General features: G+C 64.6%; 10 protein-coding genes. All 10 read left to right on the top strand.

The annotated features are described in order from the left end of the window. Window positions 1-43: 43 nt before the first annotated feature. Window positions 44-1066 carry an AraC family transcriptional regulator gene (locus tag AACG97_RS18480; protein WP_197885185.1) on the top strand — a complete coding sequence of 341 codons (1023 nt, stop codon included), beginning with the start codon at window positions 44-46 and terminating at the stop codon, window positions 1064-1066. Between the two features lie 67 nt (window positions 1067-1133). Continuing rightward, window positions 1134-5633, top strand: a complete 4500-nt coding sequence (locus AACG97_RS18475; protein WP_225786091.1) for an NEL-type E3 ubiquitin ligase domain-containing protein — start codon at window positions 1134-1136, stop codon at window positions 5631-5633. Window positions 5634-5731: 98 nt separating this feature from the next. Continuing rightward, window positions 5732-10225 (top strand): NEL-type E3 ubiquitin ligase domain-containing protein, encoded by a 4494-nt coding sequence (locus AACG97_RS18470; RefSeq protein WP_144188669.1) that lies wholly within the window; start codon window positions 5732-5734, stop codon window positions 10223-10225. A gap of 157 nt (window positions 10226-10382) precedes the next feature. After that, entirely contained in the window at window positions 10383-12029 is a 1647-nt protein-coding gene (locus AACG97_RS18465) for an acyl-CoA synthetase (protein ID WP_144188667.1), read from the top strand. Window positions 12030-12043: 14 nt separating this feature from the next. Next, entirely contained in the window at window positions 12044-12811 is a 768-nt protein-coding gene (locus AACG97_RS18460) for an SDR family NAD(P)-dependent oxidoreductase (protein ID WP_054911762.1), read from the top strand. Between the two features lie 11 nt (window positions 12812-12822). Further along, window positions 12823-14016 (top strand): acetyl-CoA C-acyltransferase, encoded by a 1194-nt coding sequence (locus AACG97_RS18455; RefSeq protein WP_009684177.1) that lies wholly within the window; start codon window positions 12823-12825, stop codon window positions 14014-14016. Between the two features lie 8 nt (window positions 14017-14024). Continuing rightward, window positions 14025-15152, top strand: coding sequence for an acyl-CoA dehydrogenase (locus tag AACG97_RS18450; RefSeq protein ID WP_115294400.1), 1128 nt, complete (start codon window positions 14025-14027; stop codon window positions 15150-15152). A gap of 13 nt (window positions 15153-15165) precedes the next feature. Next, complete coding sequence (locus AACG97_RS18445; RefSeq protein WP_009684175.1) at window positions 15166-15939, top strand: enoyl-CoA hydratase; 774 nt, start codon at window positions 15166-15168, stop codon at window positions 15937-15939. 281 nt (window positions 15940-16220) lie between these two features. Then, window positions 16221-16625 (top strand): TraR/DksA family transcriptional regulator, encoded by a 405-nt coding sequence (locus AACG97_RS18440; RefSeq protein ID WP_003250099.1) that lies wholly within the window; start codon window positions 16221-16223, stop codon window positions 16623-16625. Window positions 16626-16802: 177 nt separating this feature from the next. Then, a complete protein-coding gene (locus tag AACG97_RS18435) occupies window positions 16803-16997 on the top strand; it encodes a hypothetical protein (protein ID WP_054904896.1) in 195 nt (64 codons plus the stop codon).

The following is a 16997-nucleotide window of genomic DNA, read 5'->3' as shown; positions in this document are numbered from 1 at the left end:
GCCAGCGGCCTAAGATGGCCGGTGACTGGGCCCGGAACAACCGATGAGCACGAAAGATACGATCTCCATGCAACTGGTGCGTGAGGCGCTGATGCAGACCTGCCCAGCGGGCGAAGCCAATGTCGCCCTGCTGGCGCGTGCCGGCATCGATGCCAGTTGCCTCGAGTTGCCCGAGGCGCGCGTTGCCGCGCAATCCTATGCGCGCCTGTGGCGCTTGCTGGCCCGGCGCTGCAATGACGAGTTCTTTGCCATGGACCCTCGCGGGCTGCGCACTGGCAGCCTGGCGTTCATGTGCCGTGCGAGCATGGCTCAGCCAACCCTGGGGCAGGGCCTGGAAACGGCCCTGGGCTTTCTGGCACTGATGCTCGAAGACCTGCAGCCGTGCCTGGTGCGCCAACCGGGCCTGGCCGAGATCGTTATCAACGAACCGCGCGCGGAGCCGCGCCGTGCCTTCACCTACTTCACCTTCTGGATGATCGTGCATGGCGTGGCCTGCTGGCTGGCCGGGCGGCGCATCCCCATCCTGGCGATCGACCTGCGCTGCGCCGAGCCACCGTTCTGTGATGATTACCGGGTGATGTTTTCCGAAAGCCTGCAGTTCGGCCGCCCGCGTACGCGCATGATCATCCCCGCCGATTGCCTTGGCCTGGCAGTGCGGCGCAGCGAGCAGGAATTGCAGCGTTTTCTTGCCGAAGCGCCCGCCAACATCCTGGTGCGTTACCGTGACCCGTCCAGCCTGGCGCGGCGCATTCGTACCGATCTGCTGCGCCAGGCACCTGCACAATGGCCAGCGCTGGAGCACCTGGCGCAAACGCTGTGCCTGTCTGCTTCTACGCTGCGCAGGCGCCTGGCCGAAGAGGGGCAGACCTACCAGGGGCTCAAGGACAGTGTGCGGCGCGAGCTTGCCACCACCTGGCTGGTCGGCGCCGAGCCAACCATGGGCGAAGTTGCCGAACGGCTGGGTTTTGCCGATGCCAGTTCGTTCTACAAGGCCTTTCGCAAGTGGTTTGGCTGCAACCCGGGGCAATATCGCGCGGTGGTCCAGGCTCGCCACGCTGGCAACTGATTCCGTCTGCTGCACACAGCGCCAATGCGTCAGCGTCGGGGGTTTCCAGCCAAAGGAGCACCCCTTCATGCCACAGGCACCCCTGCACCCCAAGCTCGAACGCGCGACGGATGATTTCATCAGCCAGATACTGCCTGATTGGTTGAGGCGGGCCAGCGCCTCACAAATCATGGCGCTGCGCGATGCCTATAGCGCCTACCTCACAAGCCAGGCTGAAATGTCGGCTGTACTCCGGCAGTTGCAGCCGATCGATGCGTTTGCCCGCCGCTTGCTGACCCAGGGCCTTCACCGGGAAGGCGGCGCGCTGCTGGATCTTGACCGCTTGGAATGGCGCGAGCAGCGGCGCAGGTTCAAGGTCGAGCCAGGAAAATTGCCCACGGATGAGTCCTACTTCGTGAGGGTGCCGGCGTTGCAGAGGTTGATGCAAAACTTTGCCAGCGGCGAATCCTTTTATCTGGAGACTGCACTGGTATACCCCGCAGACCCCGCTACCGACGTGCCGGAACGGGTGGCCCTCGATGATGCGGCACGGATTGTAGAGGCCTGCCGCAGTACCGATGTGGGCGCACGCTACCAGGAACACCTGGACCGGTTGTTCACCCCTGCCTTTGAGCAAACACTGGCCACCAGCCTGCGCCGAACCCTGGCCTTGCAACTGGAGATAGCCGCCACACGCGGGCTTCTGCCGGCAGAGGATGTACAGATAGTGCGCGATATAGTGGCAGGCCGCAGAACTGCCCTTTCAAACGGCCGCACCGTGCGCTGCGGCCCGTTGCAGGTGCTGGGTTGCACGGTGCACGGGGCACTGGTAGTTGAGGTTGCCAACGGCAACCAGCGGTATGCCGGCAGTGTGCAACTGGTGCTGTCGGACGATGCCCACGCTGCCTTCCGGCACTTGGTTTCCTGGCGTGTGGTGAACTTCGAGCTGGTCGAGATGTTCAAGGATCCCGCTCGGTATGCGGCGCTGGTGGAACGCATTGCCTTGCATGAGCGGGCAAGGTTCGTCGCCACCCTGGCCAAGCGGCTGGCCGATGATGAACCTGACCTGGAGCCGACCTTCGCCAACTTGCCGCAGGGACGGTTCGAAGGCCTGGCGTTACAGCAGTTGCAACGGATTCGCGAGGATGCGCGGTTCCTGGCGGTGCCCACCGCTGATGCCGATTCCAGCCAGACGCTGGCACGTGAGCACGCGTTGGCGTCGGCAGGGCTGGCACTGCTCAACCTGGCGGGGTTGTTCGTGCCGACGGTTGGCGCATTGTTGCTTGCCGACATGGTCGTGCAGACCTTGTCGGAGGTTTACGAAGGGGCCAGGCACTGGAGCCTGGGCCATCAGCATGAGGCTATCGAGCATTTGCTGGGGGTGGCGGAGAACCTGGCGGTAACGGCCGCGGTTGCCGGCGGCGCCACGGTGGTGGCGCGTGGCTTCGTGCGCAGCACTTTTGTCGATGGCCTGGAGCCCGTCACCAACGATGCAGGGCAGCAACGGCTTTGGTCGAACGACCTGACGCGTTACCAGAGCGCGCGGCCGAGCGGAACGCTCCGCGAACTGGAAAATGGCCTGCTGAGCGATGGGGTTCGGCACTGGTGGTACCACGACGGTAGCTACTGGCGGGTACGGGCGCAGGGTGAGCATGGCCCTTGGCGCTTGCAGGACGTCACCGATGATACGGCCTTCGGCCCTGCCCTGGAGTGGAACGCTGAAGCCTCCTGGCAACTGGCCAGCGAACGGCCGCTGGAATGGCAAGGCGCCCAGAGGCTGTTGCAGCGCCTGTGGCCTGCATCATCATCATTGGGCTCGGCGCGGGTTGCGCAGGTGCTCAGGGTTGCCGACGTATCCGTGGAGCACTTGCGCGGTTTGCTGGTAGAGAAGCGACCGATGCCGGTCGCGTTACGTGACACGTTGGAGCGCTTTGCTGCAGGTGAAAGAATCGAGCGTTTCTTCGCCCAGGTGGGCAGTGCGGACGGTCAGCTGTGGCAATGGTGCCTGGACGCCCTCGGCCTGCAAGCCCTGCCGCGGGATGAGCAGGTGGTGCAGGTTACCCGGCATGCGGCCAGCCTGCGCCCACGGCTGCTGGACTACCTGGGCGGCCGCTATCTGGAGGCAGACGCCCAGGCCTGGCTCATACGCCGCGATTTTCCGGGCTTACCAGACGCCTACGTGTTGGAGGTTCTGCGGCATATCTCGACCGAGCAGCGGGTCATACTGCGCACCCAGGCGCGCCTGCCGTTGGCGGTGGCGCAGCAGGCCCGCGAGCTGTTGCAGGTGGCCAGGCTGACGCGCATGCGTGAAGGGCTGTTTCTGGCTGGCAGCCATCACCCCGGCCTGGACGAGTTGGTGTTCAGCCTGTTGCGCGAGCATGCCAAGTGGCCGGCAACAGCGCAGGTGGAGCTGCGTGAGGGGTCGCTTGCGGGGCGTCGGCTGGCGCAACTGCCTGGGCCGGAACAAACCGCCGCCAACGTGGTGATGGTCCGGCAGGAGGGCCACTACCGCCTGTATGACGTGGCCGGTACAGAGCTACAGGCCAGCGCGCAGCGGCCGCTTGAATTCTACGAAGCGCTGCTGGCCTGCCTGCCCACGGCAGACAGGCAACGCCTGGGTTGGCAGGGCGACCAGGCGTACAGTGCACTGCGCCTGGCCCTGCAACGCTGGCTACCGCAGGGGCGTGCTGCGCTGTTGAAATTACTGGGTGCCAGTGACGTTGGCGTGCCGCCAAACCCTGTTCGGCGCCTGCCCGATGGCCGGGTCGGCTACGTGCTCAGCGGCAGGGGCACAGCGGGAAACTTCAGCCAGCGCGTGTTGCGTACCCGCATTCGAAGCCTCTATCCAGGTTTCAATGAAGAGGAAGTGGAGACCTTTCTGGAGCTGCTGCTGGAGCGGCCAGGTTCGGCGTTCTGCAATCTGTTGCTGCAGGAACAACAGTACCGCAGGTTCAGCGACGCGTTGACACGGTGGGTGGAGGGTACTCGCAACAGTGCCAGCCAGGCGGCGCGGCTGTCTGCTGCAGGCGAACTGCGACGCAGCTGGCGCCTGATCGGCGAGCGGATCGTCGACCAGCACGGCGAGTCTCAGGGCATGCGCCTGAGCCTGACGGGCGTACCCTTGCGCAGCCTGCCGGAGCTGCCCGTAGGCACCGATTTCAACCATCTTGCTGAACTGATACTCAGCGACCTGGCCGTGGAGCATGTGCCGGCCAGCTTCCTGCGCTGTTTCACCCAACTGCGCTGGTTGAACATGAGTGGCAATCGCCTGAGCGAGGTGCCTGCCGAGCTCAGGCACCTGTCGCACCTGACCAACCTCAGCCTGGCTGGCAACCAGATCCGCATGACGGCGGCGGGTGTTGCAACCCTCGGCAGCCTGACGCGCCTGCGTGTCCTCGATCTGAATCACAACCCCCTGGGCGCCATTGCGCTGCAGTTGGATACCTTGGGGCGCCTGCGCGAGCTGCACATGCGCGGCGCCAACTTGCAGACGGTACCTGCGCAGTTGCACCGCTGCCGGTTGCTGGAGCTCGCGGATTTGCGCGACAACCATATCGGTGCACTGCCAGAGCCGCTGCTGGAAGCGCCTGAGGCGTTGCGGCTGGCGGTGCAATTATCGGGTAACCCGCTGTCGAATGCCGTCAGGCAGCGCATGCTTGCCGCAGGTGCAGTGGAGGCTGCCGTTGACGAGCCTTTGCTGGCCATCGACACCGCACGCGAGCGTTGGCTGGCATTGGTCGCGGCGCCGCAGCGGGGCTTCAGTGAGGCCCGGTGGGATGGCGTTCAGCGTGAAGAAGGTAGCGATGCGTTCTTCCGGTTGCTGACGGAGCTGACCGACACGCGCGATTATCAGGTCATTCCCGATGACCTGGGGCGGCGTGTGTGGCGCATGCTGGAGGCGATGCAGAGCGACACGGTGTTGCGCGAAGAACTGTTCAACCTGGCTGCCGACCCGCGAACCTGTGCCGACAGCGTCGCGAGCTGTTTCAGTGCCTTGGAAGTGCGCTTGTATCTGCGCCAGTCATTGCAACAGGCTGAACCCGTGGCCGCACGGCTCACCCGTTTGCGTGTGGCGAGGCAGCTGTTTCGTCTGGAACAGGTGGAGCGCCTGGCCCGAGAGGATGTAAAGGCGCGCCTGGCGCAAGGGCAGCATGTCGATGAAGTCGAGGTCAGCCTGGCGTATCGCACCGGCCTGGCTGAAGAGCTGGACCTGCCAGGGCAGCCGAGAACGATGCAGTTCGAGACCATCGCCGCGGTCAGCCGGCAGCAACTGGCTGCAGCGGCTGCAACGGTGCGTGAAGCGGAGGCTACCGAGCAGTTGCCCCGCTTCATCGCGCAACGTGATTTCTGGCAGGAGTACCTGCGGCGCGAAGAACCAGCAGCGTTCAATGCCGTGGAAGCGCCTTTCTGGGGCCGCATGGAGGGGCTGAGCGCGGAGGCGGCCAATGAAGGCGCCTACCTGCGCGATTTCGACAGGCTGGCGCAAGAGCGCAAGGCGGCGATCGAAGCGTTGCTGTTGCGTTTGACCCGCGAGGCGATGGACCTGCCCATGGGGTCGGGCAGCAGGACTGAGCGCGCTTCGGGGTGACTGCCGGGCGTTGGCGGCAGGCGATCGTTTCCTGCTGCCATCGCCGCTGGCGAAGGCGGCACAGTCGGGGGTCATGATCCCCGTCAAGGAACACTGACATGCCCTCGCAACCTGTAAAACCCTGGCTCCAACACCCGGTAGAGCGCTTCATTGCCAACCGCTTGCCTGATTGGCTCAGCAAGGCCAGCCCTGTCGGCCTTGCTGCGCTGCAGTCTGCACTGGATGCGCACCTCGCCAGCCAGCGCACACTCAGCAGTGCTACCGAACACCTGCAGCCACTGATGGCGTTTGCCGAGGCGCGCCTGAACGGCGCCCTGGGCCTTGGTGTACCGCTCGATCGGCTGACCTGGCGTGAAGAGCGCCGGCGCCTGCGTGTGGACCTTGGCGGCATCCGCCAGTTCGAATCGTACTTCGTCAGGGTGCCTGCGCTGGAAAAGCTGTTACAGAACTTCAAGCCCAGGGAGTCGTTCTTCGAGCAGACCGCGCTGGTACGGCCGCCCATTGCGCCCGAGCGTGAAGAACAAGCCCTGCCTGCAACTATCGACGCGGTCGTGGCCGCCTGCCGGGAAGCCGATGTCGGCAAGGCCTACCAGGGGCATCTGGCAGCGATCATGAACGCGGCCTTCGAACGCGACCTGGCCTTGGACAAGCGCCTTGAACTGGCGCTGGCTACAGAAATTGCCACCCTCAAGGGGCAGCTCAAGATCAATGAAGTGCGCATGCTGCGCCAACTGGGTCGTGGCGAGACCCCGACGAACCCCGGCAGCCATTATGTTCGGGTGGGCGGGCTGCTGGTGCTGGGTTGCCGGGTGGACGGCGCCTTGGTCATCGAATTGCTCGACTCGTGGTCGATTGCCGTCGGTGGGACAGGGAGGTTGCTGCTGCTCAAAGGGGTGCTGTTGTACCTGCCAGATGATCAGGCTCGGCCACTGCAGTACTACCCTGACTGGCCCACTGCCAACCGCGCATTGGTCGCGGCAATGGCTGCTCCCCATTACCGCAGCGCGTTTGCACGGCGGATTGCGCTCAGCGAGCGTGCCGGCTACCAGGCGTTGCTCGCCACACGCCTGCAAGACGACGAGCCTGATCTGCAACCGCGCAGGCTCTCGACGTCGACGCCCATCTTCGAGCAGATGGCCGCCTGGCACATTCAGCGCATCAAGGCCGATGCCCGATACCTGGCGGTGCCCACCGAACAGGCCGATAGCGATGCTGCGGCTGAGCGGTTGCGTGCCCTGGAGGGCGTCGGCGAGGTGTTGCTCAACCTGGCCGGGTTGTTCGTGCCGGTGGTTGGCACGCTGTTGATGGCCGACATGGCAAGGCAACTGCTGGGGCAGGTGTTCGAAGGTTTCAGTGACTGGAGCCAGGGCCATCAGCACGAGGCCTTGCAGCACATGATGCAGGTGGCCACCTCGCTGGCGGTCAACGGCGCTGTGCTTGGCGGGGCCTATGCCTTGCACAGCGCCTTTGTCGGGCAACTGCACCCGGTGACCAACGAGGCGGGCCAGGCACGCTTGTGGCACGATGACCTGGCCCCTTACCGGCAGGCGCTGCCAGCAGCGCCATTGACCACGCTGGAGAACGGTCTGTTGACCGATGGCAGCGGCCATTGGTGGCGTTGCGATGAGGCATTGTACAGCGTGCGCGAGGATCGCAACGGTACCTGGCGGTTGTTGCACCGGGAGGGTCCCGATGTTTACGGGCCAGCCTTGCAAACCAATGGCGAGCGCGCCTGGCGCCTGGTGACCGAACGGCCATTGGAGTGGCAGGGCACTGCACGTCTGCTGGCGCGATTGTGGCCGGCCGCACAGTCACTTGCCCCAGAGCGATTGACGCAGATACTGAAAGTGGCCGATGTCGACGAGGCTTTTCTGCGCGGTTTGCTGGTTGAGGAGCGGCCACTGCCGGTTCAGTTGCGCGACACCCTCGAGCGGTTTGCGGTGGATGCCAGGATCGCGACGTTTTTCCAGCAGCTCGATACCACCGTGAACGATACCGAGCTGTTGCAGTGGTGCGTGCATGAGCTGGATATCGACGCGAATACGCTGCCAGCCCAGCTCGCGCAGATCGCGTTGCATGCGCAGAGCCTGCGCGAAGGGATGTTCGAGTACTTCTCGTGTTGCCACCTCGGTGCAGACACTTTGCAAAGCCTGCTGACGCGCGACTATCCCGGCTTGCCGCACGCCTACACGCTCGACGTGCTGAGCCACGCCAGCGATGCCATGCGGGCGCAGATGGAAAGCACCGGCCGGCTCCCCCTGGGCTTGGCGCAACAGGCCCGTGCCTCGTTGCAACTGGCCCGCCTGACAAGGGCGCGCGAGGCGTTCTACCTGCGCTGCAGCTATCACCCCGATGCGGTCGCGCTGGCGTTCGCCCTGCTGCGTCGGCAGGGGTTCGCGCAAAGCATGCTCAACCTGGAGTTGCGGGACCGCTCAGTGTTCGGCCCTTTGCAGGAACGGTTGCTGCCCCAGGCGGGCAGCCAGCAGACGCTGGTCATGGTCTGGCGCGACGGGGCCTTTACCCTGTATGACGAACAGGGCCTGCCTGCCGAACGGGAGGTGGCAGAACCCGCTGGGCTGTTCGAGGTCCTGGCGGCGTGCCTGCCGAGCGCGTCTCGCCAGCACCTGGGTACCACGGGTGGGTCTGCTGCCGACAGCTTGCGCCTGGCCCTGCAAGGCGCGATACCCGAGCGTTCCTCGGACCTGCTGAAGCTGCTTGGGTGGCGTGAAGCGCGGGCGCTGGGCGCCTCGATGCGACGCTTGCCTGACGGGCGCCTGGGTTACCTGCTCGGCGGCGGCGCCAGCAGGCTACCTTCCGCATCGTCGATCGAGCAGATGTTGCGCAACCGCCTGCGTGGGCTTTACCCGTCGTTCAGTGATGACGATGTCGAGCGTTACCTGGGGATCATGGCAGAGATCGACGGCTCGCCCTTCGACAGCCTGTTGCTGCAGGAACAGGAATTCCGGCGCCTGAACGAAGAGCTGCAGCGCTGGATGTTCCGCGTCATGGGCCCGGCCCGGCATGCGCGCCGGCGGTTGGCCTCTGCATTGCTCCGCGCCTGGCGGCTGGAAGGTGAGCGGGTGTTCGATGCGCAAAACAACCCGGTCGGCCTGCGGCTGCACGTGGCTGACATGGCGGTAGGGGAGTTGCCGACGTTGCCGCAGGGCAGCAGCTTTGGCCATGTGGCAGAACTGACACTGGCAGGTTTGCACGTTCCTGCGCTGCCCCCTGGTTTCCTGGGCTGCTTCCGGCACCTGCGCACGCTCGACCTGAGCGACAATGCCTTGCGTGAGCTACCCGAGGGCCTTGAAGGGATGCCCGAGCTGAACCAGCTGATACTGCGCAACAACCGCATCCGCCCCAGCGCCGGGCAGGTGGCTGCGTTGTTGCGCTGCGTCAATTTGCGCCGGCTGGACCTGAACGACAACCCGCTGGGCGCTCTACAGTTGGATGTGTCTGGGCTGCGCCGGCTGCAGCGGCTGCGCTTGCGGCGTACCGGGCTGACCAGCATGCCTTCAGGCCTGCAATGGTGCGCGCGCCTGGAGTATGCCGATCTGCGCGACAACCAGATTGCCGAGCTGCCCCAGGCATTGCTCGACGCCCCGGCCGCGGTGAGGCAAGTCGTGGACGTGGAAGGCAACGCGCTGCCCACTGCGTTGCGCGAGCAACTGTATGCACCTGAAATCGTGCCCGTCCCGCTCATGCTTGGCGAAGGTGCACAAGAGCAGGCCATGCACGCATGGCTGGGCACGCGCGCAGAGGCTGACCAGGCCCTAGGCCGCGAGCTGTGGCAGGCCTTGCGCAGTGAACCTGGCAGTGATGCATTCTTCGAACTGCTGGTGGGCATGACCCAGAGTGCCGAGTTCCGCCTTGCGCCTGAACAATTGGGCGCCAGGGTGTGGACCCTGGTCGAGGCGCTGTCGGTGGACCGGGACCTGCGCGAAGCCTTGTTCGCGCTGGCCGACGAACCACGTGCCTGCGCCGACAATCTCGCCAATTGCTTCAGCAACCTGGAGGTCCGGTACCAAGTACTGCACGCCACCCAGGGCGGTGAGCCTGTGGCTACCCGTGATGCGCGGCTGTTGCTGGCGCGGCGCCTGTACCGCCTTGACACCGTACTGGCACTGGCCAGGGCGGACATCAACAGCCGCTACGCGGATGGCCGTTGGCAGCGCGGCGATCATGCCGAAGAGGAAGTCGAGGTCAGCCTGGCCTACCGCACAGGGCTGGCTGAACGCTTGAACCTGATCGGCCAGCCACGGTACATGCTGTTCGGTGCGTTGGCCGTGGTCTCTGAAGCCGACCTGGAGCGTGCCTGCAACGCAGTGCTGGCAGGGGAGGCGAGTGAAGACATCACGCGCTACATCAGCCAGCGGGACTTCTGGATTGAGGTGTTGCGCGCCGAACACCCACAGGACTTCGCCCTGATCCAGCAGCAATTCGAGCAGGCCATGGAGGCGCTGGAAGAGCGTATGCAGCAGTTGGGCAGTGGTGCCTACGACGCCCAGGCCCGAACACTGATGCGCGACCGCCAGGAGGCGCTGGAAGCCTTGGCCCTGCGCTTGACCCGGGAACGCCTGAACAGGGCTTGACCCGCCGCAGGGTAGCGCGCGAGCGCATTGCACTGCCTGCGCACGGCCAAACCGGTCACCCAGATTGACAGCTTTGGCCATTGCCGCGGGTGACGCGCGGCGCGAACATCGTCGGACCGATGGTTAACTCCAAAAACAACAAACCAGGAGTCCGACGATGCGTGATTACGCTGAGGCTGTCCGCCTGTTCGAGCTTGGCAACACCGTAGCTGGGGCACTGCACGGCAACCTCGAAACCCTTAACGCGTGTGTCGAGTGCTGTGACCGCCACGTAGGCCATGGCAAGGTGGCACTGCTGCATGTCGATCGCGATGGCCAGACTGCCCGCTACAGCTTCGAGCAATTGCACATGCTGGCCGCCCGGTTCGCCAATGTGCTCAAGGCGCAAGGCGTGCAGGCGGGCGACAGGGTGGCGGGGCTGTTGCCACGCACCCCCGAGTTGCTGGTCAGCATCCTGGCCACCTGGCGTATCGGGGCGGTGTACCAGCCCTTGTTCACCGCCTTCGGGCCCAAGGCCATCGAGCACCGTCTTGAACAGTCCCGCGCCCGTGTCGTTGTCACAGACAGCGTCAACCGGGGCAAGCTGGACGATGTACACGCCTGCCCGACGGTCATCACGGTGAACGCCCGCAGTGGCGAACTGGATTTCCAGCAGTGCCTGGCCGGCGCCGCGCCTGAATGCGAGCCTGTGATGCGCTCGGGCGACGACCCGTTCCTGCTGATGTTCACGTCCGGTACCACCGGCCCGGCCAAGCCGCTGGAAGTACCGTTGCGTGCCATCGTCGCCTTCCAGGGCTACATGCGCGATGCCATCGACCTGCGCCGCGAAGACAACTTCTGGAACCTGGCCGACCCCGGTTGGGCCTATGGCTTGTACTACGCCGTCACCGGGCCGCTGTCCCTGGGGCATGCCACCACCTTCTACGATGGCCCGTTCAGTGTCGAAAGCTGTGTGCGGGTGATCGAAACGCTGGGCATCACCAACCTGGCCGGGTCGCCCACCGCTTACCGTTTGCTGATCGCGGCCGGCGATGCCTTCGCGGCACCGATCAAAGGCCGCCTGCGCGTTGTCAGCAGTGCCGGTGAGCCGCTGAACCCGGAAGTGATTCGCTGGTTTGCCGACGAATTGGGGGTGACCATCCACGACCACTACGGGCAGACCGAACTGGGCATGGTGCTGTGCAACCATCATGGCCTGCAGCACCCGGTGCACCCGGGCTCGGCCGGCTTCGCCGTTCCAGGCCATCGGATCGTGGTGCTGGACGAGCAGGGGCGCGAGCTGCCGGCCGGCGAGCCAGGCATTCTCGCGGTCGACCGCGAGCGGTCGCCGCTATGCTGGTTCGCTGGCTACCAGGGTTTGCCGACCAAGGCCTTCGTCGGCAAGTACTACCTGAGCGGCGATACCGTCGAGTTGAACCGCAACGGCAGCATCAGCTTCGTCGGGCGCAGTGACGATGTGATCACCACCTCTGGTTACCGTGTTGGCCCTTTCGACGTGGAAAGCGCGTTGATCGAACACCCGGCAGTGATCGAGGCTGCAGTGATCGGGAAGCCGGATCCGGAGCGCACCGAGTTGATCAAGGCGTTCGTGGTGTTGGCAAGCGGCTATCACGGCACCCCCGAACTTGAAGAGGCATTGCGTCAGCATGTGCGTCAGCGCCTGTACGCGCACGCCTACCCCCGCGAAATCGAATTCGTCAGCGACCTGCCCAAGACCCCGAGCGGCAAGCTGCAACGCTTCATCCTGCGCAATCAGGAAGTCGCCAAACAACAAGCGCAGCAGGCCACCCCTGCCAGCGCCTGAAAGGAAAACCGACCATGCAAATAGCGAACAAACACTTCATCGTCAGCGGCGCAGCATCCGGGCTGGGCGCTGCCACAGCGCAGATGCTGGTGGAGGCGGGTGCCAAGGTCATGCTGGTTGACCTCAATGCCCAGGCCGTTGAGGCCAAGGCGCGTGAACTGGGCGAGCATGCCCGTTTCGCGGTGGCGGACATCAGCGACGAGCAGGCTGCCCAGGCAGCAGTCGATGCAACCGTCAGTGCGTTCGGTAGCCTCCACGGGCTGATCAACTGCGCCGGTATCGTAGGCGCCGAGAAAGTGCTGGGCAAACAGGGGCCGCATGGCCTGGCCAGCTTCGCCAAGGTGATCAACGTCAACCTGGTCGGCAGCTTCAACCTGCTGCGCCTGGCTGCCGCCGCCATGGCTGAAGGCGTTGCCGGCGGGGATGGCGAGCGTGGCGTGATCATCAACACCGCCTCCATCGCGGCGTATGATGGCCAGATCGGCCAGGCGGCCTATGCGGCGTCCAAGGGCGCCATTGCCAGCCTGACCTTGCCGGTAGCCCGCGAACTGGCCCGCTTCGGTATCCGTGTGATGACGATCGCCCCCGGCATCTTCGAAACACCGATGATGGCCGGCATGAGCGAAGACGTACGCGCTTCCCTCGCCGCTGGGGTGCCGTTCCCGCCACGCCTGGGCCGCCCGCAGGAATATGCCGCGCTGGCGCGGCACATCATCGAGAACAGCATGCTCAACGGTGAGGTGATCCGCCTCGACGGTGCGTTGCGCATGGCTGCTAAATAAGGAGGATGACCATGACCCTCAGCAATGACCCGATTGTGATCGTCAGCGCCGTGCGCACGCCCATGGGTGGCCTGCAAGGCGACCTCAAGAGCCTGACCGCGCCGCAACTGGGCAGTGCCGCCATCCGTGGCGCAGTCGAGCGCGCCGGCATCGATGCCGCCAGTGTCGAGCAGGTGCTGTTCGGCTGCGTCCTGCCGGCCGGCCAGGGCCAGGCCCCGGCGCGTCAGGCGGCGCTGGGTGCCGGGTTGGACAAGCACACCACCTGCACCACCCTGAACAAGATGTGCGGTTCGGGCATGCAGGCCGCGATCATGGCCCATGACCTGCTGCTGGCCGGCACCGCCGAGGTGGTGGTGGCCGGTGGCATGGAAAGCATGACCAACGCCCCCTACCTGCTGGACAAGGCCCGCGGTGGTTACCGCATGGGCCATGGCAAGATCATCGACCACATGTTCATGGATGGCCTGGAAGATGCCTACGACAAGGGCCGCCTGATGGGCACCTTTGCTGAAGACTGTGCCCAGGCCAACGGCTTCAGCCGCGAGGCCCAGGACCAGTTTGCCATCGCCTCGCTGACCCGCGCCCAGGACGCGATCAAGCGTGGCCGTTTTGCCGCCGAGATCATTCCGGTGGAGGTCACCGAGGGTAAGCAAACGCGCGTCATCAAGGACGACGAACAGCCGCCGAAGGCGCGGCTGGACAAGATTGCGCAGCTCAAGCCGGCCTTCCGTGAAGGCGGTACGGTGACCGCGGCCAACGCCAGTTCGATCTCCGATGGGGCTGCGGCGCTGGTGCTGATGCGCCGCTCCCAAGCCGACAAGCGGGGGCTCAAGCCTTTGGCGGTGATTCACGGGCATTCGGCCTTCGCCGATACCCCGGCCTTGTTCCCCACTGCGCCCATCGGTGCTATCGACAAGCTGCTTGTGCGCACGGGCTGGAAACTGGCCGAGGTCGACCTGTTCGAGGTCAACGAAGCCTTCGCCGTGGTCACCCTGGCGGCCATGAAACACCTCGACCTGCCCCATGACAAGGTCAACATCCACGGTGGCGCCTGTGCCCTCGGCCACCCGATCGGGGCATCCGGGGCACGCATCCTGGTGACCTTGCTGTCGGCCCTGCGCCAGAACAACCTGCGCCGGGGTATAGCGGCCATCTGCATCGGTGGTGGCGAAGCCACGGCCATGGCGGTCGAATGCCTGTACTGAGGTGAACCATGCTGGTAACTGACGAGCAACAACAGATTTGCGACGCGGTCCGTGCTTTCGCCCAGGAGCGCCTCAAGCCGTTCGCAGAGCAGTGGGACAAGGCGCACCGCTTCCCCAGGGAGGCGATCGACGAAATGGCCGAGCTGGGCCTGTTCGGCATGCTGGTGCCGGAAGCCTGGGGTGGCAGCGACACCGGCTACGTGGCCTATGCCATGGCCCTGGAGGAGATTGCTGCAGGTGATGGCGCATGCTCGACCATCATGAGCGTACACAACTCAGTGGGCTGCGTGCCGATCCTGCACTTTGGCAGCGAGCAGCAGAAAGCGCAGTTCCTGGCGCCGCTGGCCAGCGGCGCGATGCTCGGTGCTTTCGCCCTGACCGAACCCCAGGCGGGTTCTGACGCCAGCAGCCTGAAGACCCGCGCCCGTCTGGATGGCGACCATTACGTGCTCAATGGCAGTAAGCAATTCATCACTTCCGGCCAGAACGCCGGAGTAGTGATCGTGTTTGCCGTAACCGACCCGGATGCCGGCAAGCGCGGCATCAGCGCCTTCATCGTGCCCACCGATTCACCCGGCTACCAGGTGGCACGGGTAGAGGACAAACTCGGCCAGCATGCTTCCGACACCTGCCAGATCGTCTTCGACAATGTGCGGGTGCCGGTGGCCAACCGGCTGGGGGCCGAGGGTGAGGGCTACAAGATCGCCCTGGCCAACCTTGAAGGTGGCCGTATCGGTATTGCTTCCCAGGCGGTGGGCATGGCCCGGGCCGCGTTTGAAGTGGCGCGTGAGTACGCCAACGAGCGGCAAAGCTTCGGCAAGGCGTTGGTCGAGCACCAGGCGGTGGCGTTCCGCCTGGCTGATATGGCGACCCAGATCGCGGTGGCCCGGCAGATGGTGTTGCACGCCGCTGCGCTACGCGATGCCGGGCGCCCAGCCCTGGTGGAAGCATCAATGGCCAAGCTGTTTGCCTCGGAAATGGCCGAAAAGGTCTGTTCGCACGCCTTGCAGACCCTGGGCGGTTATGGCTATCTGAGCGACTTCCCCCTGGAGCGGATTTACCGCGACGTTCGGGTTTGCCAGATTTACGAAGGCACCAGCGACATTCAGCGCATGGTCATTGCGCGCAACCTATGAAGGAGCAGATTGCATGGCATTCGAAACCATCCTGTTGGATATCCACGGCAAGGTCGGCCTGATCACCCTCAACCGGCCGCAGGCGCTGAACGCGCTGAACGCGCAGATCGTCGGCGAAATCAACCAGGCCCTCGATCAGCTGGAGCGCGATGCCAATATCGGCTGCGTGGTGCTGACCGGCTCGGCGAAGGCGTTTGCCGCGGGTGCCGACATCAAGGAAATGGCCGAGCTGCAATACCCGCAGATCTACGTCGATGACCTGTTCAGCGATGCCGACCGCATCGCCAACCGCCGCAAACCGATCATTGCTGCGGTGTCCGGCTTTGCCTTGGGCGGCGGCTGTGAGCTGGCGATGATGTGCGATTTCATCCTCGCCGCCGACAATGCCAAATTCGGCCAACCGGAAATCAACCTTGGCGTACTGCCGGGCATGGGCGGCACGCAGCGCCTGACACGGGCGGTGGGCAAGGCCAAGGCGATGGAGCTGTGCTTGACCGGTCGCCTGATGGGCGCTGAAGAGGCGGAGCGGGCCGGGCTGGTGGCGCGGATCGTGCCGCAGGCCGACCTGGTGGAGGAGGCACTGAAAGTTGCGGCGACCATCGCCAGCAAGTCGATTCCGGTGAGCATGATGGTGAAGGAAAGCGTCAACCGGGCGTTTGAAGTTACCCTCAGCGAGGGTGTGCGGTTTGAACGCCGTGTATTCCACGCGGCTTTCGCCACCGAGGACCAGAAAGAAGGCATGGCCGCTTTCATTGCCAAGCGTGAGGCACAGTTCAACGACCGTTGATTGAAGTGGGTGACCACTGTTCGCGCCTGGGCGGCTCCGACCCGCTCGGCGCGCAACCCATCTGGGCGCTGGCCCCAGCTGCCAGCCCGACACCGACCAGCGGATTCTGGTGCCGGAAAGCAAATTCGCAGCCTTTTGCAGTTGCTCCACGCGACGTGGCGCCTTAGACTGCCGCCCCCTGTAAAAGAGTGCCGATTGGCGCTTGAAGAATTCCGTTGCCGATGCCGAGGCGTCGGCGGCACCTGAATCGCCCAAATGCACATTTTTTCATAGAGAAATCGATGACCAAGGAACAGTTGCTGGCCATGTCGGCCGATGACTACATGAACGCCGACCAGCTCGCCTTCTTCACTGAGCTGCTGCAGGCGATGAAAGTCGAAACCCATGAACGCATCGAGCTCAGCCGCACCACCATCGAAGGCCTGGACACGCCGTCGGACCCAGCCGACGTGGCTTCGGTCGAAGAAGAGCGCAGCTGGCTGGTGAATGCCATCGACCGCGACCAGCGCCTGCTGCCTCAGCTGGAAATGGCCCTGGACCGTATTGCCGACGAAAGCTTCGGCTGGTGCGACGACAGCGGTGAGCCCATCGGCCTGAAGCGTCTGCTGATCAGCCCGACCACCAAATACTGCATCGAAGCCCAAGAGCGCCACGAGCAGCTCGACCGCCACCAGCGCCAGGTGTAACCCCTCGCGCAGTGCCGAGCCCCACGGAGCGATCCCTGGGGCTTTTTGCGTTTGTTGTCGCCCCGTTTTTGTTGCTGCAGGCGTAACACAGCTGTACCGGGCGGCGCTGTTTCATCCTTGGGGGCAGGCGTATCATGGCTATATCGTTAGGGTGCTACTTAAATTCCGGAGGGAATGATGCATAGCCGAGTCGATGTGGCCGTGATGATCGGTTCAAGTGTGCCCGCCACAATGCAGGCACTGGGCAGGCGTGTCTGCTGGGTGGTGCTGGTCAACGGTGAGCGGCGCGGTACCGCTTTTGCCACGCGCGAGGAAGCGTTGGAGTGTCAGGCTGCCTGGCAGCAACAACTGAAGAAAGGGCTCGCCGCCTGA

It is taken from the genome of Pseudomonas sp. Nvir (assembly GCF_963778085.1).
GTDB lineage: Bacteria > Pseudomonadota > Gammaproteobacteria > Pseudomonadales > Pseudomonadaceae > Aquipseudomonas > Aquipseudomonas juntendi.
The sequence above is the reverse complement of the archived record's forward strand: the minus strand, read 5'-3'. Positions and strand labels throughout refer to the sequence as shown.

Coding starts and splice junctions, on each gene's coding strand:
- AACG97_RS18480 (WP_197885185.1), top strand. CDS start 44: ATGAGCACGAAAGATACGATCTCCATGCAACTGGTGCGTGAGGCGCTG.
- AACG97_RS18475 (WP_225786091.1), top strand. CDS start 1,134: ATGCCACAGGCACCCCTGCACCCCAAGCTCGAACGCGCGACGGATGAT.
- AACG97_RS18470 (WP_144188669.1), top strand. CDS start 5,732: ATGCCCTCGCAACCTGTAAAACCCTGGCTCCAACACCCGGTAGAGCGC.
- AACG97_RS18465 (WP_144188667.1), top strand. CDS start 10,383: ATGCGTGATTACGCTGAGGCTGTCCGCCTGTTCGAGCTTGGCAACACC.
- AACG97_RS18460 (WP_054911762.1), top strand. CDS start 12,044: ATGCAAATAGCGAACAAACACTTCATCGTCAGCGGCGCAGCATCCGGG.
- AACG97_RS18455 (WP_009684177.1), top strand. CDS start 12,823: ATGACCCTCAGCAATGACCCGATTGTGATCGTCAGCGCCGTGCGCACG.
- AACG97_RS18450 (WP_115294400.1), top strand. CDS start 14,025: ATGCTGGTAACTGACGAGCAACAACAGATTTGCGACGCGGTCCGTGCT.
- AACG97_RS18445 (WP_009684175.1), top strand. CDS start 15,166: ATGGCATTCGAAACCATCCTGTTGGATATCCACGGCAAGGTCGGCCTG.
- AACG97_RS18440 (WP_003250099.1), top strand. CDS start 16,221: ATGACCAAGGAACAGTTGCTGGCCATGTCGGCCGATGACTACATGAAC.
- AACG97_RS18435 (WP_054904896.1), top strand. CDS start 16,803: ATGCATAGCCGAGTCGATGTGGCCGTGATGATCGGTTCAAGTGTGCCC.